Source organism: Streptomyces sp. NPDC030183 (assembly GCF_055573455.1).
This window is the reverse complement of the sequence record NZ_JBVIBK010000007.1, coordinates 19,611-42,123: the sequence shown is the minus strand read 5'-3', so window position 1 is coordinate 42,123 and position 22,513 is coordinate 19,611. Positions and strand designations below refer to the sequence as shown.

At 71.7% G+C, this 22,513-nt stretch carries 22 protein-coding genes; 13 read left to right on the top strand and 9 right to left on the bottom strand.

Features of this window, described 5'->3' with window-relative positions; genetic code table 11:
* The first annotated feature begins 209 nt into the window (after positions 1-209).
* Complete coding sequence (locus ACZ4Z2_RS10160; RefSeq protein ID WP_468074263.1) at positions 210-3,476, top strand: tetratricopeptide repeat protein; 3,267 nt, start codon at positions 210-212, stop codon at positions 3,474-3,476.
* A gap of 411 nt (positions 3,477-3,887) precedes the next feature.
* Here ACZ4Z2_RS10160 and ACZ4Z2_RS10155 read toward each other — a convergent pair whose 3' ends face one another.
* Positions 3,888-4,139 carry a hypothetical protein gene (locus tag ACZ4Z2_RS10155; RefSeq protein WP_468074261.1) on the bottom strand — a complete coding sequence of 84 codons (252 nt, stop codon included), beginning with the start codon at positions 4,137-4,139 and terminating at the stop codon, positions 3,888-3,890.
* Positions 4,140-4,160: 21 nt separating this feature from the next.
* Complete coding sequence (mca, locus tag ACZ4Z2_RS10150) at positions 4,161-5,012, bottom strand: mycothiol conjugate amidase Mca (RefSeq protein WP_468074683.1); 852 nt, start codon at positions 5,010-5,012, stop codon at positions 4,161-4,163.
* A gap of 258 nt (positions 5,013-5,270) precedes the next feature.
* On the opposite strand from mca, the gene ACZ4Z2_RS10145 reads away from it, so the two are divergent.
* From ACZ4Z2_RS10145 to arr, 3 genes are all read left to right on the top strand, one after another.
* Positions 5,271-5,669: a DUF4307 domain-containing protein gene (locus ACZ4Z2_RS10145; protein WP_468074259.1), complete on the top strand. Its 399-nt coding sequence runs from the start codon at positions 5,271-5,273 to the stop codon at positions 5,667-5,669.
* A 185-nt stretch (positions 5,670-5,854) separates the two neighbouring features.
* Positions 5,855-6,355 carry a transcription elongation factor GreA gene (greA, locus tag ACZ4Z2_RS10140; RefSeq protein WP_009329780.1) on the top strand — a complete coding sequence of 167 codons (501 nt, stop codon included), beginning with the start codon at positions 5,855-5,857 and terminating at the stop codon, positions 6,353-6,355.
* Between the two features lie 127 nt (positions 6,356-6,482).
* The gene (arr, locus tag ACZ4Z2_RS10135) at positions 6,483-6,893 is read left to right on the top strand and encodes an NAD(+)--rifampin ADP-ribosyltransferase (RefSeq protein ID WP_468074257.1); all 411 of its coding nucleotides are present in this window, start codon (positions 6,483-6,485) and stop codon (positions 6,891-6,893) included.
* A 35-nt stretch (positions 6,894-6,928) separates the two neighbouring features.
* Here the strand turns inward: arr and ACZ4Z2_RS10130 are convergent, their stop codons facing one another.
* The 3 genes from ACZ4Z2_RS10130 to ilvA form a co-directional block, all read right to left on the bottom strand.
* Positions 6,929-7,786 carry an ABC transporter permease gene (locus tag ACZ4Z2_RS10130; protein WP_468074255.1) on the bottom strand — a complete coding sequence of 286 codons (858 nt, stop codon included), beginning with the start codon at positions 7,784-7,786 and terminating at the stop codon, positions 6,929-6,931.
* Positions 7,783-8,799: an ATP-binding cassette domain-containing protein gene (locus ACZ4Z2_RS10125; protein WP_468074253.1), complete on the bottom strand. Its 1,017-nt coding sequence runs from the start codon at positions 8,797-8,799 to the stop codon at positions 7,783-7,785. Before ACZ4Z2_RS10125 ends, ACZ4Z2_RS10130 begins: the two co-directional genes overlap by 4 nt.
* Positions 8,800-9,006: 207 nt before the next feature.
* Complete coding sequence (ilvA, locus tag ACZ4Z2_RS10120) at positions 9,007-10,236, bottom strand: threonine ammonia-lyase (RefSeq protein ID WP_468074251.1); 1,230 nt, start codon at positions 10,234-10,236, stop codon at positions 9,007-9,009.
* Positions 10,237-10,400: 164 nt separating this feature from the next.
* Between ilvA and ACZ4Z2_RS10115 the strand changes: the two genes are divergently transcribed.
* The 3 genes from ACZ4Z2_RS10115 (at position 10,401) to ACZ4Z2_RS10105 (ending at position 11,854) form a co-directional block, all read left to right on the top strand.
* On the top strand, positions 10,401-10,895 hold the full coding sequence (locus ACZ4Z2_RS10115) for a MarR family winged helix-turn-helix transcriptional regulator (protein ID WP_468074681.1): 495 nt from the start codon (positions 10,401-10,403) through the stop codon (positions 10,893-10,895).
* A 222-nt stretch (positions 10,896-11,117) separates the two neighbouring features.
* On the top strand, positions 11,118-11,609 hold the full coding sequence (locus tag ACZ4Z2_RS10110) for a sigma factor-like helix-turn-helix DNA-binding protein (protein ID WP_468074249.1): 492 nt from the start codon (positions 11,118-11,120) through the stop codon (positions 11,607-11,609).
* Positions 11,606-11,854 (top strand): hypothetical protein, encoded by a 249-nt coding sequence (locus ACZ4Z2_RS10105; protein ID WP_468074247.1) that lies wholly within the window; start codon positions 11,606-11,608, stop codon positions 11,852-11,854. Before ACZ4Z2_RS10110 ends, ACZ4Z2_RS10105 begins: the two co-directional genes overlap by 4 nt.
* A gap of 28 nt (positions 11,855-11,882) precedes the next feature.
* On the opposite strand, the gene ACZ4Z2_RS10100 is transcribed toward ACZ4Z2_RS10105, so the two are convergent.
* A complete protein-coding gene (locus tag ACZ4Z2_RS10100; RefSeq protein ID WP_468074245.1) occupies positions 11,883-13,031 on the bottom strand; it encodes a cystathionine gamma-synthase in 1,149 nt (382 codons plus the stop codon).
* Between the two features lie 138 nt (positions 13,032-13,169).
* On the opposite strand from ACZ4Z2_RS10100, the gene ACZ4Z2_RS10095 reads away from it, so the two are divergent.
* From ACZ4Z2_RS10095 to msrA, 4 genes are all read left to right on the top strand, one after another.
* Positions 13,170-14,288: a hypothetical protein gene (locus tag ACZ4Z2_RS10095; protein ID WP_468074243.1), complete on the top strand. Its 1,119-nt coding sequence runs from the start codon at positions 13,170-13,172 to the stop codon at positions 14,286-14,288.
* A 217-nt stretch (positions 14,289-14,505) separates the two neighbouring features.
* Positions 14,506-16,149 carry a M48 family metallopeptidase gene (locus ACZ4Z2_RS10090; protein ID WP_468074241.1) on the top strand — a complete coding sequence of 548 codons (1,644 nt, stop codon included), beginning with the start codon at positions 14,506-14,508 and terminating at the stop codon, positions 16,147-16,149.
* Complete coding sequence (locus tag ACZ4Z2_RS10085) at positions 16,146-17,240, top strand: hypothetical protein (RefSeq protein ID WP_468074239.1); 1,095 nt, start codon at positions 16,146-16,148, stop codon at positions 17,238-17,240. The genes ACZ4Z2_RS10090 and ACZ4Z2_RS10085 overlap by 4 nt, the downstream gene beginning before the upstream one ends.
* A 128-nt stretch (positions 17,241-17,368) precedes the next feature.
* Positions 17,369-18,034 (top strand): peptide-methionine (S)-S-oxide reductase MsrA, encoded by a 666-nt coding sequence (gene msrA, locus ACZ4Z2_RS10080; protein ID WP_468074237.1) that lies wholly within the window; start codon positions 17,369-17,371, stop codon positions 18,032-18,034.
* A 58-nt stretch (positions 18,035-18,092) separates the two neighbouring features.
* Here the strand turns inward: msrA and ACZ4Z2_RS10075 are convergent, their stop codons facing one another.
* Both ACZ4Z2_RS10075 and ACZ4Z2_RS10070 read right to left on the bottom strand, forming a co-directional pair.
* Positions 18,093-18,377 (bottom strand): hypothetical protein, encoded by a 285-nt coding sequence (locus ACZ4Z2_RS10075; protein WP_468074235.1) that lies wholly within the window; start codon positions 18,375-18,377, stop codon positions 18,093-18,095.
* Between the two features lie 48 nt (positions 18,378-18,425).
* Positions 18,426-19,262, bottom strand: a complete 837-nt coding sequence (locus ACZ4Z2_RS10070; RefSeq protein ID WP_468074233.1) for an MBL fold metallo-hydrolase — start codon at positions 19,260-19,262, stop codon at positions 18,426-18,428.
* A 207-nt stretch (positions 19,263-19,469) separates the two neighbouring features.
* Between ACZ4Z2_RS10070 and ACZ4Z2_RS10065 the strand changes: the two genes are divergently transcribed.
* On the top strand, positions 19,470-20,288 hold the full coding sequence (locus tag ACZ4Z2_RS10065; protein WP_468074231.1) for a hypothetical protein: 819 nt from the start codon (positions 19,470-19,472) through the stop codon (positions 20,286-20,288).
* Positions 20,289-20,349: 61 nt separating this feature from the next.
* Here ACZ4Z2_RS10065 and ACZ4Z2_RS10060 read toward each other — a convergent pair whose 3' ends face one another.
* A complete protein-coding gene (locus tag ACZ4Z2_RS10060) occupies positions 20,350-21,393 on the bottom strand; it encodes an NAD(P)-dependent alcohol dehydrogenase (RefSeq protein WP_468074229.1) in 1,044 nt (347 codons plus the stop codon).
* A gap of 173 nt (positions 21,394-21,566) precedes the next feature.
* Here ACZ4Z2_RS10060 and ACZ4Z2_RS10055 point away from each other — a divergent pair, with 173 nt between their 5' ends.
* On the top strand, positions 21,567-22,493 hold the full coding sequence (locus ACZ4Z2_RS10055) for a helix-turn-helix domain-containing protein (protein WP_468074227.1): 927 nt from the start codon (positions 21,567-21,569) through the stop codon (positions 22,491-22,493).
* Positions 22,494-22,513 lie beyond the last annotated feature (20 nt).

Here is a 22,513-nt window from a genome sequence, read left to right as displayed (position 1 = left end):
TGCCCGGCGCGCACCGCACTCCAACCCCGCAGGAGAGCCGGCGTCAACCGATCCCCCTCAAGCTCGTCATGACGGTGTGTCAGTACGTGCCGCACGACCGCCCATGCGCCCGCGCATGCGACCCCGGGCTGATCCACGCCCTCTCGCCAGTGCGCCCCATCCGCTCCACACTGGCCTGGGAAAGCCGTTTCGGCGAAGGGGGACGTGTGATGCGGGACAGCCACCGGGGGGAGGCCGAACGGCTGTTGGTCCGGGCGGTCGAGGAGGAGGTCCGCAGATCGGGCGGCCGTACCGACGGGGTCGTCCTGCTGGGCCGCGCACGGGCCGCGCTGGACACCATGGCGCAGAACGCGGCCGAGGAGTACGAGGCGTACACCCGCGCACTGGACGAGTCCGAGGCCGGCCGGCTGACCTTCGGCCAGCGCTACGCGCGCGAGGGCGCCGGAACTCCCCTGCTGGTGGCGGCCGTCGCGGCCGGTACCGCCGTTGTGACGGACCTTGCGTTCGGCGTCGACGCCGGCACCGCCGTGAGCACCGGACTGATCGTCGGCGTCGCGAGCGCCGTCGCCACGGTGCTGAAGGTGACCGCCTCGCATCTGCCCGCCGCGCACCACCACGCGGGTGCCCTGGGCCAGCCCGGCGGCCCAGAGCAGCTGCGGCTGCAGTGGCTGACGGCGCTGGAGGTGCGCGGGATACGCCCGTTCCTGGACCAGCAGCGCGTCCTGGCCGCTTCCACCCCGAAGAAGAAGGTGCCCCGGCTGCGGGGCGCCGACAAGAGCGCGGCGGCCCGGCGGCGCAACGTGCTGGAGCAGTCGTTCGCCCACCTCCCCGAGACGGACGACCGGTTCGCCGGCCGGCGGTCGGAGATGGCGAAGATCCGCCAGTGGGTGCAGGCGGCCCGCGCCGAGACGGAGACCCGGCCGACGGTGGTCGTCCTGCACGGCGTGCCCGGCTCCGGCCGGACCGCTCTCGCCGTCCGCGCCGCCCACGATCTGCGCGACCACTTCCGCGGCGCCTGTGTCGTCGACCTGCGCGCCGACAGCCCCGGGGAGACCCCGCTGTCGACGCGCGACGCGCTGATGCACCTGCTGAACCGGCTCGGCGCGCCCCGCGACCAGCTGCTCTTCCGTGAGCGCACCTCGCAGGACCAGCAGGTGAAACGGCTCAGCGAGCTGTACCACCAGCATCTGACGGCGCTGCCGGTCACGATCGTCCTGGACGACGCCTCCGACCCCGAGCAGGTCCGCACGCTCGTCCCCGAGCGCTCCGACAGCCTCGTCCTGGTCACCGCCCGTACCCCGCTCGGCCTGCCCGCCGACCTCCCCGCCTGGGTGCACCAGCTCCCCGTGGAGGCGCTGGACGGCGACGGCACGCGCGAACTGCTCGGCACAGCGGCCCAGGACCCCTCGGCCGTGTCGGCCGGGCCGCACACGGGCTCGCCCCCGACGGCCTCCTCCCCCTCGACGACCTCCTCCCCCTCGTACGACGCCGAATCCCTCGCCCGCATCCGGCAGTTGTGCGGCGGTCTGCCGCTCGCGCTGCGCGTCGCCGGCTCGTCCCTGGGCCCGCGCACCCCGCGGCAGCTCGCCGCGGACCTGGGCGCGTACGGCCCGGTCGAGCCGATCGAACGCGCGCTGTGGCTGCGGTACACCGACCAGTCGGAGCCGTCCCGCCGGCTGCTGCGCAGGCTGGCGCTGGCGGGCCGGGCCTCACTGGGCGCGGCGGCCGCCGCGTCGCTGCTCGCCACGGACGAGACGGAGGCGACCCGCCATCTCACCGCGCTGGCCCGCGCCGGTCTGATCGACCATGTGCACGGCAACCGCTACCGGCTGCACGACCTGGTGCGCGCGTTCGCCCAGGCCCGGCTGCTCGACGAGGAGGAGCCGAGCGAGCGCACGGCCGCGCAGGAGCGGCTGATCGTGACCTACGCGGACCTCGCCGACTCGGTGCTCCGCCTGGTCGACGGCAACATGTCGACCCGCTCGGACCGCTTCGGCTCGCACGGCTTCGTGTCGTTGGACGAGGCACTGCGCTGGCTGGACGACGAGACGAGCTTCATCACCTCCACCCTGCGGCACGCGGAGGGCGTGAACCAGGCGGCCGTCCTGAGCCTGCTGGGTGCCCTGTGCGACTACTGCCTGCTGCGCGGCGACCTCTACCGCCTCGGTGAGCTGAGCGAGCTGGCCCAGTCGGTGGACCAGGGCCTGCTGACCCGCTCGGTGCAGTGGCGTACGGGTATCGCCGCCCGCCAGCTGGGCGAGCTGGACAAGGCCCGTACGACACTGGCGTCGGTGGTCGACCTGTACATGGAGACCAACCACGACGCCGGCGCCGCCCGGGCCCTGTGCTCCCTCGGCATCACCCTGCACCACCAGGGCAATCTGACCGAGGCGGCGGCCAAGCTCCACGAGGCCCTGGACATGCAGGCGGTCCCCCAGCTGGCGGCCGACCGCGCCTGGACGATGCACGCGCTGGCGGCGGTGGAACGCGACCGCTCCCGGCTCGCCGACTCACTGGACCTGCTGACCCGGGCCCTCGTCATCCACCGCCAGCAGGAGTCCCTGCACGGGGAGGGCTGGGCCCACTACCAGCTCGGCCAGCTGCTGCTGCGCATGGGCGACGTCCCGCGCGCGGAGGGCGAGCTGCGCACCGCGCTGGACCTGTTCGGCCGTACCCGCGACCCGCGCGGCCAGGCATGGAGCATGACGCAGCTCGCCCGGGCCCGCCTGGTCGCCGGCGACCCCTCCGCCGCCGTCGACGGCCTCCGGCAGGCCCTCACCCACCACCGCGACAACGAGGACGCCCGCGGCGAGGCGTGGACCGGCTACTACCTGGGCCAGTCCCTGGAGGAGACGGGCAACCTCGATCAGGCGGTCAGGGAGCTGGAGCGGTCACGGACGATGTTCTCGCGGATGCGCGACGTGTACGGCCTGGCGTGCGCCCGGCACCACTCGGCGCGGGTCACCCGCGACCAGCGGGCCGTCCAGACGGGGTCCCTGCGCAACTCGGGCTTCGCCCGGCAGCTGCTGGTCGACGCCCGGGCCGACTTCCAGCGCATCGACGTGGCCCACGGCGAGGCATGGACCTGTCTGGAACTGGCGGTCGTGGACGCGGGCAACACCCGCATCCCGCAGGCCCTCGCCCTCTGCGACGAGGCCGCACGCCTCTTCGCGTCCTACGGCGACCGCCGCGGCGAGGACTGGGCCCGCTTCCTGCGCTGCACGATGCTGCCCTACGGCGCCCCGGGCGGCATCGAGATCGGCACGGCCGTGGCACAGGAGGAACTCGCCCAGCTCGCCCGCACCCCCCACCCGCTGCGCGACGAGAAGCTCACCGAGTACGTCGAGGCATATGAGCTCCTCCTCGAACGCGGAGTGAACCTGGAGGCCGGCTGGCGCGCCTGGACCCTCGGCATGGTCCCGAACCGGCACGCCCGCGAGGTGATGGGGGTCGCGGTGACGGCCAACCAGGGATGAGTCGAGCGGACGCGCGGCGCGGATCGCGATGAGCCGGGCGGACGCGCGGCGCGGATCGCGATGAGCCGGGCGGACGCGCGGCGCGGATCGCGATGAGCCGGGCGAGACGTGCGGGTGCGAACGGGATGACCCGGGCAGACGCGTGCGGCCTGCGATGACCCGGGCACGCGTGCCGCGCGGCATGCGCCGAGTCGGCGACGAGCCGACCAGACCTGCCGCACGACATGCGACGAACCGGGCAGACGTGCCGCACGGCATGCGACTGGCCGGCAGGCGTACGCCACGGCATGCGACTCGCCGGCAAGGCGTACGCCACGGCATGGGACGAGTCGGGCACGCGTGCGGTGCGGCATGGCTCCATGGCACCGGCAGCGGTGTCACGGAATCATGCCGCGGCCTCGGGCGGGGGCCTCAGCCCTTCGCCGGGGAGGTCGTGCCGGACGCCGGGGACGTGCCGGCCCCCTCGCCGGAGGCGGCCGGGTCCGGCGTCTCCTCGAAGTCGACCTTGCCCATGTGCTTGTTCATGGACTTCATCAGGCCCCAGACGGCCAGGGCCATCACCGCGAAGACGATGAAGCCGAGGACGCCGGGGGTGACCTTGTCCTTGTCCAGCTCCTTGGCGAGGGGGAGGACGTGCGTGGTGACTGCCAGGCTGAAGCTCATGTCTGGCATTGTCCCCCAGGGCTAGCGGATGCCCGCAAAGAGGTCATCCTCCGGGAGCGAGGTGTCCACGAGGGACTTCGCCAGCTCGTACTCCTCGGTGGGCCAGACCTCCTTCTGGATCTCCATCGGGACCCGGAACCAGCCGCCGTCGGGGTCGATCTGCGTGGCGTGGGCGATGAGGGCCTTGTCACGGATCTCGAAGAACTCGGCGCACGGGATGTGCGTGGTCAGGGTGCGGTCCCTGTGCTCGGACTCGTCCCACCGCTTGAGCCAGTCCCCGTACGGGGACTCCAGGCCGCGCGACACGAGGGCGTTGTGCAGGGCCTCGGTGCGGGGCCGGTTGAAGCCCTGGTTGTAGTACAGCTTCTGCGGCTGGTACGCCGGGCCGTACTCCTCCTCCGGGTACTTCTCGGTGTCCGCCGCGCCCTCGAACGCCACCATCGAGATCTTGTGGGTCATGATGTGGTCCGGGTGCGGGTAGCCGCCGTTCTCGTCGTAGGTGGTGATCACCTGCGGACGGAACGCCCGGATCTTCCTGACCAGCTCACCGGCCGCCTTGTCGACGTCCTCCAGGGCGAAGCAGCCCTCGGGAAGGGGAGGCAGGGGGTCGCCCTCCGGGAGACCCGAGTCGATGAAGCCGAGCCACTCCTGCTCGACACCGAGGATCTCGCGGGCCTCGTCCATCTCCTTCCTGCGTACCTCGTGGATGTTCTCCTCGATGTACTTGTCGCCCTGGAGCTTCGGATTGAGGATGGAGCCGCGCTCCCCGCCCGTGCAGGTCACGACCAGCACGTCCACCCCCTCGGACACATACTTCGCCATGGTGGCCGCACCCTTGCTCGACTCGTCGTCGGGGTGTGCGTGCACGGCCATCAGTCGCAGCTGGTCAGTCAAGACTCATTCCCTCGTAAGTCGGCGCCCGGCCCGTACTTCGGTTCCTTCGACGACCCGGCCCGGCGCGATCCGGTGAGCCAATACTGCCGTCCCGCGCGGACACCCCCGTCGGGGCGGCCGTGGGCGCTGGGCGGGAGGCTTCTATAGTGACCGAATCGGGGGGCGGGTTATTCCCGGTCCAGACCTTGGACGCTCCCCGTGCGGGACGGCGTTCCGGCCCACTCCGAGAGGACGATCATGAGTACGGCGAGCACTCAGCTGCCCGAGGGCCGCTACGGCCGCTCCGCGGACGCGCGCGCCGACCGCAAGCTCAAGGTCATCGGCGCCGTCCTGGGCGCCGCCCTGCTCGTCCTCGTCGGCTGGTTCGCGTACCACTATGTCGCCGGGAACAGGATCAGCGTCGAGATCTACACGTTCGAGACCTCCGCGAAGTCGGTGAAGGTGCACCTCAGGGGCGACAAGGACGCCGGCGTCGAGGGCTACTGCACGGTCCGCTCGCAGACGGAGGACGGTGCCGAGGTCGGCCGCGCCGACTTCCGCTTCGGCGCCGGCACCACCGACATCGACGAGATCGTCACGCTCCAGACCACCTCCCGCGGCACCACGGCGGAACTGCTCGGCTGCCACGCCGGCTGACCGGCCGAACCACCAGGGTGTGACGCCCGAAACACTCCGCTGACCTGCGGTGACGTAATGCTTGTGGTTTATGTCCTCCCCCTAGGGCCACTCAATTGTTAGGCTCGTGGTTTCGCCCACTCATGAAGGAACATCCTTCTGGGTAGGGCGATGCTTTGTATTCCCAGTACCTACGAGGAGCACCTGTGACCCAGACCAGCGAGAACGTCACCTGGCTGACCCAGGAGGCGTACAACCAGCTCAAGGCCGAGCTGGAGTACCTGTCTGGTCCTGCGCGCACGGAGATCGCCGCCAAGATCGCGGCCGCGCGCGAGGAGGGCGACCTGCGCGAGAACGGCGGGTACCACGCGGCCAAGGAAGAGCAGGGCAAGCAGGAGCTCCGTGTGCGCCAGCTGACCCAGCTCCTGGAGAACGCCAAGGTCGGCGAGGCCCCCGCGTCGGCGGACGGCGCGGTGGCGCCCGGCATGGTCGTGACGATCGCCTTCGACGGCGACGAGGACGACACCCTGACGTTCCTGCTCGCCTCCCGCGAGTACGCCAGCTCGGACATCGAGACCTACTCTCCGCAGTCCCCGCTCGGCTCGGGCGTGATCGGCAAGAAGGTCGGCGAGGACGCCCAGTACGAGCTGCCGAACGGCAAGCTCGCCTCCGTCCGCATCCTCAAGGCCGAGCCCTACCAGAGCTGAGCGGCACCTTCCCACGAGCGGCTTTCCCACGAGCCCCCGGCGCCCTCCGGCGCCGGGGGCTCGTCCTGTCCGTCGAGGGCCTTCTCGGGCCGCCGGCGCCTCCTCCCCCGGTTGTTAACCTGGGCCGATGACTGAGGCGTTGGACGAGGGGCCCTTCTACCACGGTACGAAGGCCGACCTGAACGTCGGAGATCACCTCACCGCCGGTTTCCGTTCCAATTACCGGCCCGAGATCGTGATGAACCACATCTACTTCACCGCACTGCGCGACGGGGCCGGTCTCGCCGCCGAACTCGCCGCCGGCGAGGGAGAGCCGCGGGTGTATGTCGTCGAACCCACCGGAAGCTTCGAGGACGATCCGAACGTCACCGACAAGAAGTTCCCCGGCAATCCCACCCGCTCCTATCGCAGCAGGGAGCCACTCCGCATCGTCGGCGAGGTCACCGACTGGACGCGACTGACCCCCGAGGCCCTCCAGATGTGGCGTGACCGGCTCGCCGCGATCCGCGAGGACGACCGCGCCGAGATCATCAACTGACCTCCCGGCCCGCCGCGGCGCCCGGCCCACCGTGATCAGCCCGCGGCTCGGCGGTACTTGCGGACCGCGAGCGTACGGAAGACCGCGATGATCAGGACCGAGTAGATGATCGACGCCCACACGGGGTGGGCCATCGGCCATGCGTCGGACGGGGAGACACCCGGGTCGCCGAAGAGCGTGCGGCATGCCTGGACGGTGGCGCTGAACGGGTTCCACTCGGCGATCGGCTGCAACCAGGACGCCATCTGGGAGGAGTCCACGAACGCGTTGGAGATGAAGGTCACCGGGAAGAGCCAGATCAGGCCCCCCGATGTGGCCGCCTCGGGGGTGCGGACGCTCAGGCCGATCAGTGCGCCGATCCAGGTGAAGGCGTAGCCGAGGAGCAGCAGCAGGCCGAAGCCGGCCATGACCTTGCCGAGGTTGGTGGGTTCCGCGAAGCCGGGGCGCCAGCCCACCACGAGCGCGACGACCCCCAGAACGAGCAGGGTCAGCGCCGTCTGCACGAGGTCGGCCATGGTGCGACCGGTGAGGACCGCGCCGCGGGCCATGGGCAGGGAACGGAAACGGTCGATCAGGCCCTTGTGCATGTCGTCGGCGATACCGGCGCCCGCGCCCGCGGTGGCGAAGGTGACCGTCTGCGCGAAGATGCCGGCCATCAGGAAGTTCTTGTAGACGTCCGGGTCCGTGGTGCCGCCGATGGTCATCGAGCCGCCGAAGACATAGCTGAACAGCACCACGAACATGATGGGCTGGATCAGCCCGAAGATGATCATCTCGGGGATCCGGGACATGCGGATCAGATTCCGCTTGGCCACGACCAGGGAGTCCCGGACGGACCGGGTGATCGCGTTGCCGGGCGGGAGGGTCCGCACGGCGTCGGTGGCGGTGCTCACTTCGCGCCCTCCTTCCTGCGCCCGCGCCCCTTGGCGTCGGCCGCCTCGCCGTTCGTCTCGGCCTCGTCCCTCACCTCGGCGGTGTGACCCGTCAGGGAGAGGAACACGTCGTCCAGGGTCGGGCGGCGCAGTCCGATGTCGTCGATCTCGATGCCGCGGGTGTCCAGCTCGCGGATGACCTCGGCCAGCAGCTTGGCGCCGCCGGTGACGGGCACGGTGAGCTGCCGGGTGTGCTGCTCGACGGTCGTCTCGCCCTTGCCGAAGCCGTTCAGCACCTCGACGGCGGTCGCGATGTGCTCGCGCTCGTGCACGACGACCTCGACGCGCTCCCCGCCGGTGCGGGCCTTGAGCTGGTCGGAGGTACCGCGGGCGATGACCCGGCCGTGGTCGACGACGGCGATGTCGTGCGCGAGGTGGTCGGCCTCCTCCAGATACTGGGTGGTGAGCAGCAGGGTCGTGCCGCCGGAGACCAACTGCTTGATGACGTCCCACAGTTGCTGCCGGTTGCGCGGGTCGAGGCCGGTGGTGGGCTCGTCCATGAACATCACCGGAGGCGAGACGACGAGCGCGGCCGCGAGGTCGAGCCGTCGGCGCATACCGCCGGAGTAGGTCTTGGCGGTGCGGTCGGCGGCGTCGGCGAGGTTGAACTGCTCCAGCAGTTCGCTCGCTCGGGCCTTCGCCGCCTTGGCCCGCATCTGGTAGAGCTGGCCAACCATCTGCAGGTTCTCACGGCCCGTCAGATACTCGTCGACCGCGGCGAACTGGCCGGAGAGACCGACGGAGCGGCGGACGGCGTCGGGATGCTTGAGGACGTCGATGCCCGCGACCGTCGCGGTGCCCCGGTCGGGGCGCAGCAGAGTGGTGAGGCAGCGGACGGTGGTGGTCTTGCCCGCGCCGTTCGGCCCGAGCAGGCCCAGGACGGTGCCCTCGGGTACATCGAGGTCGACACCGTCCAGAGCCCTTACGTCACCGAAGGTCTTGACCAGGCCTTCGGCATGAATGGCGCCTGGCATGTGATTTCTCCACGTCGTCGGGGTTCCTTCGCAAAGCCTAGGTTTGTGCGTTTCGTTCCGCGCCGGGGCGGACACGACTTTCGCCGCTTCAGCGACGCGACACACACCATAACGCGATGTATCGCGTCTCTCAATGGACTTCCCCGAACGAGTGGCGGAGAAGCGCGTGACCTCGGCTCTCGCCGCGTCTTTCGCCCGGCGCGGCCGTCAGTCGATGACGGTGTAGCCCGCCTCGCGCAGGGCGTGGCCGAGCTCGGCGCAGTGAGCGGGGCCCCGCGTCTCCAGGTGCAGTTCGACCTCCACCTCCGTGAGACCGAGCCGCGGGTCGGTCCGGACGTGGCTCACGTCGAGGACGTTGGCGTCCGCCGCCGACAGCACCCCGAGGAGGGTGGCGAGGGCGCCGGGCCGGTCGGTCAGCCGGAGGCGGACCTGGAGGTAGCGGCCGCCGGCGGCCATCCCGTGGCGCAGGATGCGCTGCATCAGCAGCGGGTCGACGTTGCCGCCGGAGAGCACCGCGACGACCGGCCCGTCGAAGGAGCCCGGCTCGCGCAGCAGGGCCGCGACCGGGCTGGCGCCGGCCGGTTCCACGACCAGCTTGGCGCGCTCCAGGCAGAGCAGCAGGGCGCTGGACAGGTTGTACTCGGAGACGGTGCGGACCTCGTCCACCAGGTCGGCGACGATCTCGAACGGCACGTCGCCGGGCCGGCCGACCTTGATGCCGTCGGCCATCGTCGCCGGGTTCGCCACGGCCACCGGCGTCCCGGCCGCCAGCGAGGGCGGGTAGGCGGCCGCGCCCTCCGCCTGCACACCGATGATCCGCACGTCCGGCCGTACCGACTTCACCGCGACGGCGATGCCCGCGGCGAGACCCCCGCCGCCGATGCCGACGACGATCGTGCGCACCTCGGGGCACTGGTCCAGGATCTCCAGGCCCACCGTGCCCTGGCCCGCGATGACGTCGGGGTGGTCGAAGGGGTGGATGAACACCGCGCCCGTCTCGGCCGCGTGCTCCTGGGCCGCGGCCAGGGTCTCGTCGACCACCGTGCCGTGCAGGCGTACCTCCGCGCCGTACTCCTCGGTCGCGCTGATCTTCGGCAGTGGGGCGCCCTTCGGCATGAAGACCGTGGAGCGCACACCGAGCAGGGAGGAGGCGAGCGCGACGCCCTGGGCGTGGTTGCCGGCGCTCGCGGCGACCACTCCGGCGGCGCGTTGCTCCGGCAGCAGGCCCGCGATGCGCACATACGCGCCGCGCAGCTTGAACGAACCCGTCCGCTGGAGGTTCTCGCACTTGAAGTGCACCGGAGCGCCGACGAGCTGCGTCAGGTGCCTGCTGCCCTCCATCGCGGTGACACGTGAAATGCCCGTCAGCATCTTCTGGGCGCCTCGCACGTCGTCGAGCGTCACCCCCGGCAAGGAGTCAGCCGTGCTGTAGCTCATGACATCAGTCTCGCAGTTCACAGGGGCCGAACGCGGGTGTGACCAAGGCGCGGGACGGGTTTCAGCAGCGCCGGTACACCCCGCGCCCGGTCCGCGTACTCTGTCCCCCACCACCAGCGCCCCACGCATGAATTGAGCCTTTGGCCATGCCCACAACACCTGAAATGTCGATGGACATGACGACCGTCGGTGACACCGGTCTTCTCGACACGTTGCAGCACGAGGTCGCGGTCTTCGCGCGCCGTGCCGAACAGACCCGGCTCGGCGGTGTCGGGCAGGTGCGCAACTCCATGGACCGCGCCGCCTACCTGCTGCTCAACCGCCTCGACAACGAGGGGCCGATGGGCGTCAAAGCGCTCGCGGCGAGCATGGGGATCGACTCGTCGACGGTCACGCGGCAGGTGGCGCCGCTCGTGGACACCGGTCTCGTCAAGCGCACCTCGCACCCGGAGGACGGCCGCGCGGTGGTCCTCCAGCTCTCCCCGCGCGGGCTCTCCCGGCTTGAGGAGGTACGTTCCTCCAGGCGCCAGTTGATGGCCGAGCTGACCCATGACTGGGCCCCCGAGGAGCGCGAGGCGTTCTGCTCGCTCCTCACCCGCTTCAACACCGCGCTCTCGGCCCGTATGGCCGCCGCGCCCGAGGCACCGTCGCCGTCCTGAGCGTCCGGCCCCGCCGGTCCACGCGTACGCGCGTGCCGCGGGCGTCCCGTACGCGCGCGTGCCGCGGTTCTGCCGTGCCGGGCGCGGGCCGTCGGTCTCCGGTACGTCTGCCGTGTGTGCTGCCCGAGTCTTGACCGGGTGCCCGCTCCTGGCCTCATATGAGACCGGGCCCTCGTCGTGCGCGGCCGGGCCCGTCGACTCGGATCGGCCTCAGGGGGCGTGGTGCGCGAACGGCGTGTGACCCGGACCTCCCGCAGGGACCGTGAGTTCGAGGCGTTCGTCGCGGGCGCGGCGGGCCGGTTGCTGCAGACCGCCACCCTGCTCACGGCGGAGCCGCCGGACGACAACCCGCGCGCGCGGCGGCTGCTCACCCGTGCCCTCGCCCACACGTACGCCGTCTGGGACGGCCTGCGCGGCGAGGACCCCTACGACCGGACCCGTCGTGAGCTGGCCCTCCGCTTCGAGCGCGGCGCCTGGTACCACTACGGCCTCTTCCGTCCCCCGTCCGGTGGTGTGCTGCGCGCGCTCGGCCCGCAGGAGCGGCTGGTCCTCGTCCTCAGGCTGTACGAGGGGGTCGCGGAGGAGCAGACGGCGGCGCTGCTCGGGCTGCCCGCCGAACGCGTACGGGCGGTGTACCTGCGGGCGATGGCGAGCGTCCTGCATCCGCCGCGCGAGAAGTCCGTCCCCCCGGTCGCGGAGGTGGCACCGTCATGAACCTGCGCGAACGGGAGGCCGCCGTGCGGCGGATCCTGGACCGCCGGCCGCCGCAGGTGCCGCCCGAGCTGTGCGCGGAGGCGGTGCGTCGGGGCGGCCGGATGCTGCGGCGCAGGACGACGGCCCGGCACATGATGTGGGTGGTGCTGCTGGCCGCCGTGGTCGCGTTCGGGGTCTGGGCGGCGACGACCCACCCGTGGGTGGAGCCGCCGTCCACGACGACCCCACCCGTGACCGGCTGGTGAGCACGGTCGACGGGCGGGCGGGAAGCGACTAGCCGAGGGCCTTCTGGAGGTCTTCGAGGAGGTCGTCGACGTTCTCGATGCCCACGGAGAGGCGGACGAGGTCGGCGGGGACCTCCAGGGCGGAGCCCGCCGCCGAGGCGTGCGTCATCCGGCCCGGGTGCTCGATGAGGGACTCGACGCCGCCCAGGGACTCCCCCAGCGTGAACACCTTGGCGCGGTCGCAGACCGCGACGGCCGCCTCCTCGCCGCCCTCGACCTGGAACGACACCATGCCGCCGAACGCCTTCATCTGCTTGGCGGCGACCTCGTGGCCCGGGTGCTCCGGGAGGCCCGGGTAGAGGACGCGGGACACGCGCGGGTGCCGGGTGAGCATGTCGGCGATCTTCGTGGCGTTCTCGCTGTGGCGGTCCATGCGGACGGCGAGGGTCTTGGTGCCGCGCAGCACCAGCCAGGAGTCGAAGGGCCCGGCGACCGCGCCCATCGCGTTCTGGTGGTACGCCAGCTCGTCCCCGAGGGTCTGGTCGCTCACGATCAGGGCGCCGCCGACGACGTCGGAGTGGCCGCCCATGTACTTGGTGAGCGAGTGCACGACGACGTCCGCGCCGAGCGCCAGCGGCTGCTGGAGGTAGGGGGTCGCGAAGGTGTTGTCGACGACGAGCTTCGCGCCGGCCTCGCGCGCGATCTGCGCGACGGCCGGGATGTCGGTGATGCCGAGCAGCGGGTTGGAGGGGGTCTCCACCCAGACCGCCTTGGTCTTCGGGGTGATGGCGGCCCGCACGGCCGACGGGTCGCTGGTGTCGGCCACCGACCAGTCCACGCCCCACCGGGAGACGACCTTCGCGAAGAGGCGGAACGTGCCGCCGTACGCGTCGTTGGGGATGACCACGTGGTCACCGGGGCTGAGGAGCGTACGCAGCAGGCAGTCCTCGGCGGCCAGTCCGGACGCGAAGGCGAGGCCGCGGCTGCCGCCCTCCAGGGCGGCGAGGTTCTCCTCCAGCGCGGTGCGGGTGGGGTTGGCGCTGCGGCTGTACTCGTAGCCGCCGCGCAGGCCGCCTACGCCGTCCTGCTTGTAGGTCGAGACCTGGTAGATCGGCGGGACGACCGCGCCGGTGAGGGGATCCGCGGTGTTGCCGGCGTGGATCGCGAGGGTCTCGAAGTGCGTGTAGCTGTCGCTCATGACCCCGAGGGTATGTCTTCCGGTGGACAAGGGGCGCGCCGTGCCTCCGGTCGGCGCCCTGGGGCCCCCGCGGGCGGCCCGCCGCCCCGCCCTGGCCTCGTTCGCCATTTGTCAGTGGTGTCTGGAACCCTTGGCCGTATGGAGATTCTCTGGGGGCTGATGGCGCTGCTCATGATCGGCATGGTGGTGTGGCCGATCGTGGCGCGCAGGCGGGCCGGTATTCAGCAGGTGCACGCGGGGCACCCCGACGCGGCGGATCCGGCGAACTACGGGTTCGTCCGGCAGGAGCTGCTGGACGTCCGGATGCCCGGCCCCGACCAGGATCTGCTGGACGTGCTGGACGTGGTGCAGCGCACCCAGGACTACCGGGCGGCGCAGCAGCTGCTGGCCGGGACCGAGGCGGACGGCGAGGTGCGCTGGCAGCGGGTGCAGGCGTTCGCGGGCGCGGCCTCGCTGGAGCTGGCCCACCGGCCGGGCGGGGTCAGCGACTCGCCGGGCGGGCAGTGGCTGCGCGTGTGGCGGACCGAGGCCCCCAAGGACGCGGGCGGCGCCGCGGTGCACGCGGAGTTCCTGGTGCAGCAGGCGTGGCGGACGGCGACGCCGGGCACGGACGAGTTCCGGATCATCATGGAGGAGGCGAGATCGGCGTGCGGCGACGCGGCGCTGCTCGCCCCGGGCGACCCGATTCCGTACATCATCGAGCTGTCGGTCGCGCGGGGACTCGGCTACCCGCGCGAGGAGTTCGAGCAGCTCTGGCTGAGGATCCTGGACCGCGCGCCGGCGCACATGGGCGCGCATCTCGCGGCACTGCACTACTGGTGCGAGAAGTGGCACGGCTCGCGCGAGCAGGCGTACGCGTTCGCCGAGGCGGCCGCGGCCCGCGCGCCGCAGGGGTCGCTGCTGGCGGCGATGCCGCTGTTCGCCGTGTTCGAGCACCTGCCCGAGGTGATCGTGGTGCAGGGCTTCTACGAGAGCGAGGTCGTCACCAAGGCGATGCACGGCGCCCTGTACGCGGTGCACTCGGCCCGGCCCGACGACCCGATGCTGGCCCATGTCCGCCATCTGCTGATCTTCTTCCTGGTCCGCGCCGAGCGCTGGGCCGAGGCCATGAACCAGCTCGTGCACGTCGACGGCCATGTCGGCGCCCTCCCCTGGACGCTCGCCTCCGACCCGGCCTCGGACTACGCGATATACCGGGCCCTGGCGGTCGCGGGCTACGAGGCGAACGGCGGCAGCCCGGCGACACTGCTGCACTGACGACCGGGGCCGGGCCCGGCAGCCCCCGGACGCCGCCCGGCCCCCGCGGACGCCGCCCGGCCCCACCCTGGCGGCCCGTCCAGTAAGGCCTTGCCACCCCCACATCCCGTGAGAAATACTCCGCCCCCTCACCTCTTGGTCATGGACACGTCCCAGGCCGACCGATTTAATTGATTTTGTGATCGTTCGCGATCACACCGTGGGGGGAAACTGCCCGATGGGCGCAACCCTGCGCGCAGTGCGCGCTCTCGTGTTGCTCGCCGGCTTCTATCTGCTCGGCGTCATCCTGCTCGCGGCGCTCGCCGGCGCCGACTACCTGCTCTACCTGCACGCGCCGTCCGGTGTGGCGCTCAAGCTGTACGTGGTCTCCGTACTCCTCGCCCTCCCGCTGATCCGCGGGCTGTTCATGCTGCGGACCCCGAAGGGCGAGGAACGGCCCGGCCTGGCGGTGACGGAGGCCGACGAACCCGCGCTGTGGCGCACCGTGCGGGAGCTGGCCGACCGGGTCGGCACCCGCGCCCCGTCCCGCATCGTGCTGACACCCGACGTCAACGCCGCCGTCAGCGAGGACGCCCGGCTGCTCGGCCTGCTGCCCGGCCCGCGCCGCCTCTACCTCGGCGTGCCGCTGCTGCAGGGCCTGACCGAGGCGCAGCTGCGCGCGGTCCTCGCCCATGAGCTGGGCCACTACTCCAACTCCGACACCCGGCTCGCGGCGATCACCGCGCGCGGCCGGGCCCAGGTGCTGCGCACCATCGACTCCTTCGAGGAGCGGGCCGACAGGACCGCCGGACGCGAGCAGGCCCGGCAGGAGAAGAAGAACGCCAAGGCCGCGGCCAAGGGCAGGAAGACCAAGGAGATCGACACCCGCCACTCGGGCTTCACGTACCGGCTGATGGCGCGGATCTACGTCGCCTACGCCCACCTGTACTTCCGGGCCACGCTCGCCGGTTCACGCCGAGCGGAGTACGCCGCCGACGCCGCGGCCGCCCGGATCGCCGGACGCGACGCCACCGCCTCGGCGCTGCGCGAGATACCGGCACTGTCCGCCGCGTTCGGGTTCTACATGAACAGCTACGCCACGCTCGGCTCCGAGGCCCGGCTGCTGCCGCCGCGCGGCGAGTTCTTCGGCGGCTTCGGCCGGATGCTGACCGCCCGCCAGCTCGAACTGGTGGGCCTGCGCACCGATCTGCCGACCGAGCCGTCGTCGCCGTACGACTCGCACCCGCCGATCGCCGACCGTGTCGCCAGCATCGAGGCCCTGCCGGCCGACGGCCGTGCCGACGAGGCGAGGGGCGCCGCGCTGACGCTGCTCGCGGACCCGGAGCGGACGCTGGCGGCCCTGGAGGACGCGGTCCTCACCGACGACGTGCAGCGGTTCGCCCGCGCCGCCGACTGGCAGGAACTGCTCGACGGTTCGATGGCGGCGAACTTCGTCGGCGCGGACACCGCCCTGCACCGGGCGCTCGCCATGTACACCAAGGAGCAGCCGTCCCTGCGGGGGCTGCTGAAGGTGATCGACGACGGTCAGCTGTGGCAGCTGGCGCGGCGGCTTCCGGTGTCGGACCAGGCGGCGGAGGCGAAGGGGCGGGCCTTCCGCGAGTTCGTCCGGCCCACCCTGGCGGACGGGCTGCAGACGATGCTGCTCGCCGAGCTGAGCGCCCACGCCCTGCTGCGCTGGGAGTTCTCCTGGGCCGACGCGGCCGTGGTTCACCTGCCGCCCGCACCGGACGGCTCCGAGGCCGACCTCGGCGCCGCGATCGGGGCGGCGGTCGCCGACCACCCGGACACCCGGCCGCTGCGCGCGCTGCTGCCCAACGCTCCCCAAGGCCCCGCCGCGCGAGAAACGGACGCCCCGCGATGACCGTACTGCTGTGGATACTGGCCGTCCTGGCCGTGCCCACCGTCCTGATCGGTCTGTGGCTGGCCGGCGTGTTCCTCAAGGAGTTCTTCCGCCCCAGCGGCGACGCCGATCCGGAAACCGCCGAGGCGCTGGGCCTGCTCCCCGCGGAACGGCAGAACACCCAGTACGCCGGTCCGCTGCCGGCGGGCGTGGACGCGGCGCTCGCCGCCGTGCGCGGCGGCGACTGGAAGGCCGCCGCCAAGCTGCTGCAGGACATCGGCCGGGACTGGGACCGCCGCTCCTGGGCGACGGGTCTGCTCGGCGGGATCGCCGCCGACGACGACGAGTGGCTGCTCGCGTGGGAGGCCGACCGGCCCGACGACCCGGACGCGGCCGTCGTCCGCGCCCGCAGCACCGTCATCCTCGGCGGGAAGATGCGGGGTGCCAAGCGCGCCCGGTACACGACCGGTGAGCAGTTCGCCGGCTTCCACCGGATGCTGGAACGTTCCCGCGAGGAGATCGCGCGCGCCGCCGCGCTCGACCCCGACGACCCGACGCCGTACGTCACGGAGATCACCGTCGCCCTGGGGCTCGGCTACCCGCACGCCGAGATGGACCGGCTGTGGACGGAGATCACCGCCCGCGCCCCGCACCACTACGAGGCGCACTACATGGCGCTCCAGTACTGGTGCGCGAAGTGGCGGGGCTCGGAGAAGCTGGCGACGGACTTCGCCGAGCGGGCGGCGGCGAACGCGCCGCTGGGCAGCCTGCTCACGGTACTGCCGCTGATCGCCCACTTCGAGCACGACCAGTCGGACGACAGCGAGGTGGACCGCACGCCGAGGATGATCGGCCGGGTGGACGCGGGCCTCGCCGACGCCGCCGCGGCCGACCAGACCCATCCGCGGCTGCCGGAGCTGCGCCACCTCCTGGCGTACTACCTCGCCCTCCAGAACCGCGACGCCGCGGCCCTCGAACAGTTCCGGCTGGTCGACGGCCACGTCAACGCGCTGCCGTGGCGCTACCGGGGCAGCGAGGAGGAGATGGCCGCGTTCTACTGCCGCATCCGCAACGCCTCGGCGCAGGCGGTCGCGGCGGAGACAGCCGCCTGACGGGGCCGGGTGGACCGGGGCGGGCCGACAGCGGCACGGCGCCCGTTCGCCGGCTGGAATTCGGGCGGTACCCGGAGCGTTCTCCAGGTACCGCCCGCTCGTTTCCGCACGTCCCCCAAGGAGTCACGATGCTCTTCGGCCGCACGCCCCAGCTGCCCACCCCCGAGCAGGCTCTGCGTGGCCGCGCCGAGCTGCCGTACACCGTGCCCGACCGGCACACCGTGCTCGGCACCCCGCTCCTCGGCCCCTACCCCGAGCACCTGGAGACCGCCGACTTCGGCCTCGGCTGCTTCTGGGGAGCGGAGCGCAAGTTCTGGCAGCTCCCCGCGGGCGTGTGGACCACGCTCGTCGGCTACCAGGGCGGCTTCACCGAGAACCCCACCTACGAAGAGGTGTGCTCCGGCCTGACCGGCCACACCGAGGTCGTCCGCGTCGTCCACGACCCGTCCCTCATCTCCTACGAGCGCCTCCTCCAGGTCTTCTGGGAGTCCCACGACCCGACCCAGGGCTACCGCCAGGGCAACGACGTGGGAACCCAGTACCGCTCCGCCGTCTACACGCACACCCCGGCCCAGGAGAAGGCGGCGGCCGCGTCCCGCGAGGCGTACCAGAAGGTCCTCACCGACTCCGGCTACGGCACGATCACCACGGAGATCCTCCCGGCGGAGGGCCGGACGTTCTACCCGGCCGAGGGCTACCACCAGCAGTACCTCGACAAGAACCCGGCGGGTTACTGCGGCATCGGCGGCACCGGGGTGTCGTGCCCGATCGGCGTGGCCAGGGCCGACGGCTGAGCCGAGAGGACCGGGCAGCACGGGCGGGCGTCGGTCGGCGCCGGCCCCGACGGGAATGTCACGCGGAAGCCACCACCTCGCCGGCCATGACGTCCGGAGGGCTGGGAAGCAGGGACGCGAGGTTGTCCCGCACGAAATCCGCGGCCCGGGAGATCGATTCCTCGGCACCGTCCCGGTCCTCGAAGACGCTGGTCGAGACCATCACTCCGTCCCCGGCATCGACCCAGTAGTAGGCCATGAAGCCGGGGACCTGGCGCATGAGCGGCACGAACCCCTCGTTCACGAGACGTGCCGCCTCTGCCGGATCAGTCACCCCTTCGTACCGCCGCACTGCTGCGTACATGTCCAAGCTCCTCGATGCGTTGTCGGTTCGTCCTCTGCCGAGACGGCCTCAGGGTCCGCCCCCGTCCGGCTGGAAGCTCGCCAGCATCTGTTCCAGGGCCGCCTGGTCCGGGCCGACGAAGGGCGGGGCGGACGGGGCGGTGGCGAGGGTGTCGAGCATGGCGCCCGTGATGCCCGCCGCCGGGGGGAGGTGCGTCGAGAGGACCAGGTCGGGCTTGCGGTCCTTCAGGGAATCGAAGGTTCTCAGGTACTTCTCGACGTCGACCGTCTGCACCCAGGGACTGTCGACCGTCGCCCAGAGGAGCTGAGCGGTGCGCAGCTCCTCGGCGGCGACGTCGCGGACGTCGTCGGCCTGGGCGAGATCGGCGCTGGACAGCGGGGCGCCGAAGCAGTCGGAGCTGAAGCAGACGCCGGAGTGGTCGTCGAAGAAGCCGACGGTGGCGGGGTTGTCGAACAGCGGCGGACGGAACCCGGTGAGGGTGCGGTCCCCGATGTCGAGCGTCTCGCCCGGGTTCACGAGGTAGGCCCGGTCGAGCGGCAGCGGATGCTCGCAGGACAGGATCCCGGCGCCCACGAACGTCGTCACGACACGTGCGTCCGGGGCCGCCGCCAGCAGGTCGAAGATCCCGCCCGTGTGATCGCGGTCGGGGTGGGTCAGCCAGATCCAGCGGACGTCGGCCGGGTCCAGCACGGTGCCGAGGGCCTCGACGAAGTTCCGGTCGGGCAACCCCAACCCCGTGTCCACGACCACGGGTTGGGCGCCGAGCAGGACGAACGCGTTCACGGGGATGTGCCCGATGCCCGGCACCTCCAGGCTGTCGGCGAGCACGCTGATGTCCGGGCGCAGCCGGTGCACGCTGCCCGGTCGGACCTTTTGAAGGGGCATGTCACTCACACCTCGGAAACCCCCCGGGTGATGATCGCCGCGACCGCATGCCTCCGCTGGTGCTTCCGCCTCCATCGTCCGACCGCGGCGGCGGGGGCGCATCCGCTGGTACCCGTACCGCCGGCAGGACGGACGGACGGCACGGACGGCTTGGACGGTGCAGATGGCACGGACGGTGCGGCGGCACGTGTCCGATAGCTTTCCCGCATGTGCGTCTCCCTGGCCCCGGCTGAGTTCACCGGCACCACCCTGTACTGCGGGCGGCTGCACCACCCCGAGCACGGGCTGATCCACGTCCTCGGCTACCAGAACACCGCGGCGAACCTCGCCGAGGGCCCCAACGCCATGCTGCTGCATCTGCCGGCGCGGCAGATGAGCCGGCGCAACTTCCTGTCGGTGGGCCGTTGTTCCGACGTGCTGGAACGGATGGTGGACGCGGTACGGCCGATCTCCGTGGGCGCGGTCGACGACTCGATCGCCTGGATGGGAGCGGACCGGGGACCGGCCGTGGAGGTGTTCGAGCACGACGTGTACACGGTGGTCCTGGCCCGTGATCCGCGTGCCGTCCCCGCGGCGCTCGCCGAGGTGCCGGAGCACCGACGGCCCGCCCTCAGCCCGGAGTTGTTCGCGTTCTACGCCGAGCGCTGCCCCTCGCACGCGATCGCCGTGTGCTGCTTCGACAACGCGCAGGCGGCGCAGGCCAAGCCGCTGCTCATGTGGTACCCGCCCCACGATGCCGACGTGCTCACCCTGCCCGCGCTCGACTGCCACACGGGGGCCGTGCCCGACCCGGACGCGCTGGTGGACACGGACCACTGGGTGATCCTCGGCACGGACGAGGCCCCGGCCGGCTGGGGCTCGCCCGTCGATCACGACCCGGCCATGCGGCACGCTCTGCGGGGCTATCTGCCGGACACGGTCGTGGGCCGGCACTTCTCCGGTCCCCTGCGCAACGGGGACTTCGCGATCAGCCACGCGGATCTGCTGCGCGACGGCGCGGAACGGGTGGGCCGGGTCGGGGTGTGAGGGGTACCCCGACCCGCAGCCCGGTCCCGACCCGCAGCCCGGTCCCGAAGACCCGCCGGGATCAGATCGTCGCCGTGTCGATCACGAAGCGGTAGCGGACGTCGCTCGCCAGCACCCTCTCGTACGCCTCGTTGATCTGGTCCGCGCGGATCAGCTCGATCTCTGCGCCCAGGCCGTGCTCGGCGCAGAAGTCGAGCATCTCCTGGGTCTCGCGGATGCCCCCGATGCCGGACCCGGCGAGGGTCTTGCGGCCGGAGATCACCGAGAACAGGTTGAGGGCGACCGGCTCCTCGGGCGCGCCGACGTTCACGAACGCGCCGTCGGTCTTGAGGAGCGACAGATACGCGTCCAGGTCCAGCGGCGCCGAGACCGTCGACAGGATCAGGTCGAACGAACCCCGCAGCTCCTGGAACGTCGCCGGGTCGCTGGTCGCGTAGTAGTGGTCGGCGCCCAGCTTCAGCCCGTCCTCCTGCTTGCGCAGCGACTGGGACAGGACGGTCACCTCGGCGCCGAGCGCGTGCGCGAGCTTGACGCCCATGTGGCCGAGGCCGCCCAGACCGACGACGGCGACCTTCTTGCCGGGGCCGGCGTTCCAGTGCTTGAGCGGGGAGTACGTGGTGATGCCGGCGCACAGCAGCGGCGCGGCCTCGTCGAGGGAGATGCCCTCGGGGATGCGTACGGTGAACGCCTCGTCGACGACGATCTTCTCCGAGTAGCCGCCGTAGGTCGGCTCACCGTTCTTGTCGAGCGCGTTGTACGTGCCGACGTTGCCCTTGAGGCAGTACTGCTCCAGCCCGGCCTCGCAGTTCTCGCACTCGCGGCAGGAGTCGACCATGCAGCCGACGCCCACGCGGTCGCCGACGGCGAACTTGGTGACGCCGGAGCCGACGGCCTCGACGACACCGGCGATCTCATGGCCCGGCACCATCGGGAAGATCGCCTCGCCCCAGCCCTCCCGGGCCTGGTGGATGTCGGAGTGGCAGATACCGGCGAACTTGATGTCGATCAGGACGTCGAACTCACCGACCTCGCGGCGCTCGATGGTCGTGCGCTCCAGCGGAGCCTTGGCGGAGGGGGCCGCGTAGGCGGCGACAGTGGTGGTCATGCCGGGGGTTCTCCTAGCCGTCGTATCCGTGCCCGGCCTGCCTTCCGGTCGGGCACGATGGTCAGCCTGCCCGACGTCACGGCCTTCACCCAGGCCACGGTTCTGCGTACGTCCGCTGGTCCTACCACTGGCGGGGTCAGGCTCCTGTACCTACGACCAGGAATACTTGACGTATGGACGTACAGCCCGAAGCCGCACAGGACCGGCAGCCGCACGGCGCCCCGAACGGAGCCCCCCTCGACCGGCGTGCCGAGCTCAGCGAGTTCCTGCGGACGCGACGGGCCCGGCTGAAGCCGGAGGACGTCGGGCTGCCGGAGTTCGGCAGGCACCGGCGGGTGCCCGGCCTGCGGCGGGAGGAGCTGGCCCAGCTGGCGGGCGTGTCGGTGGCGTACTACACGCGGCTGGAGCAGGGCAACGGACGCAATGTGTCGGCGGAGGTGCTCGACGCCATCGCCCGTGCCCTGCGGCTGAGCGACGCCGAGCACAACCATCTGACGCACCTCGCGAAGCCGAAGGCCCACAAGAAGAAGCCGTCGGCCCGTCCGCAGCAGGTCAGGGGCGCCTTGCGGCAACTGGTCGACTCCCTGGACGGCGTCCCCGCGTACATCACGGGGCGGCGCTCGGACATCCTGATCTGGAACCGGATGGCGGCGGCGGTGTTCGGCGACTGGTCGGAGCTGCCCCCGCAGGAGCGGAACTGGGCGCGGCTGGTGTTCCTGCGGCCCGACTACCGGGACCTGTACGTCGAGTGGGAGCAGAAGGCCTCCGACATCGTCGGCTATCTGCGGATGGACGCCGGCTGCCACCCGGACGATCCGCGGCTGTCGGCGCTGGTGGGCGAGCTGTCGGTGAAGAGCGAGGAGTTCCGGCGGCTGTGGGCCGCGCACGACGTGAAGGAGAAGAGCCACGGCGTGAAGCGGATGCGTCACCCGCTGGTCGGCGCCCTGACCCTCTCCTTCGAGTCGTTCCGGCTGCCCGACGACCACGAGCAGATGCTGGTCACCTACCACGCCGAGCCGGGCTCCCCGTCCGCCGAGGCCCTGCGCCTGCTGGCCAGTTGGGGCACGGACGCCACCCGCGCCCGTACGGCTGCACCGTAGCGGCGCCCGGCGGCGGAACG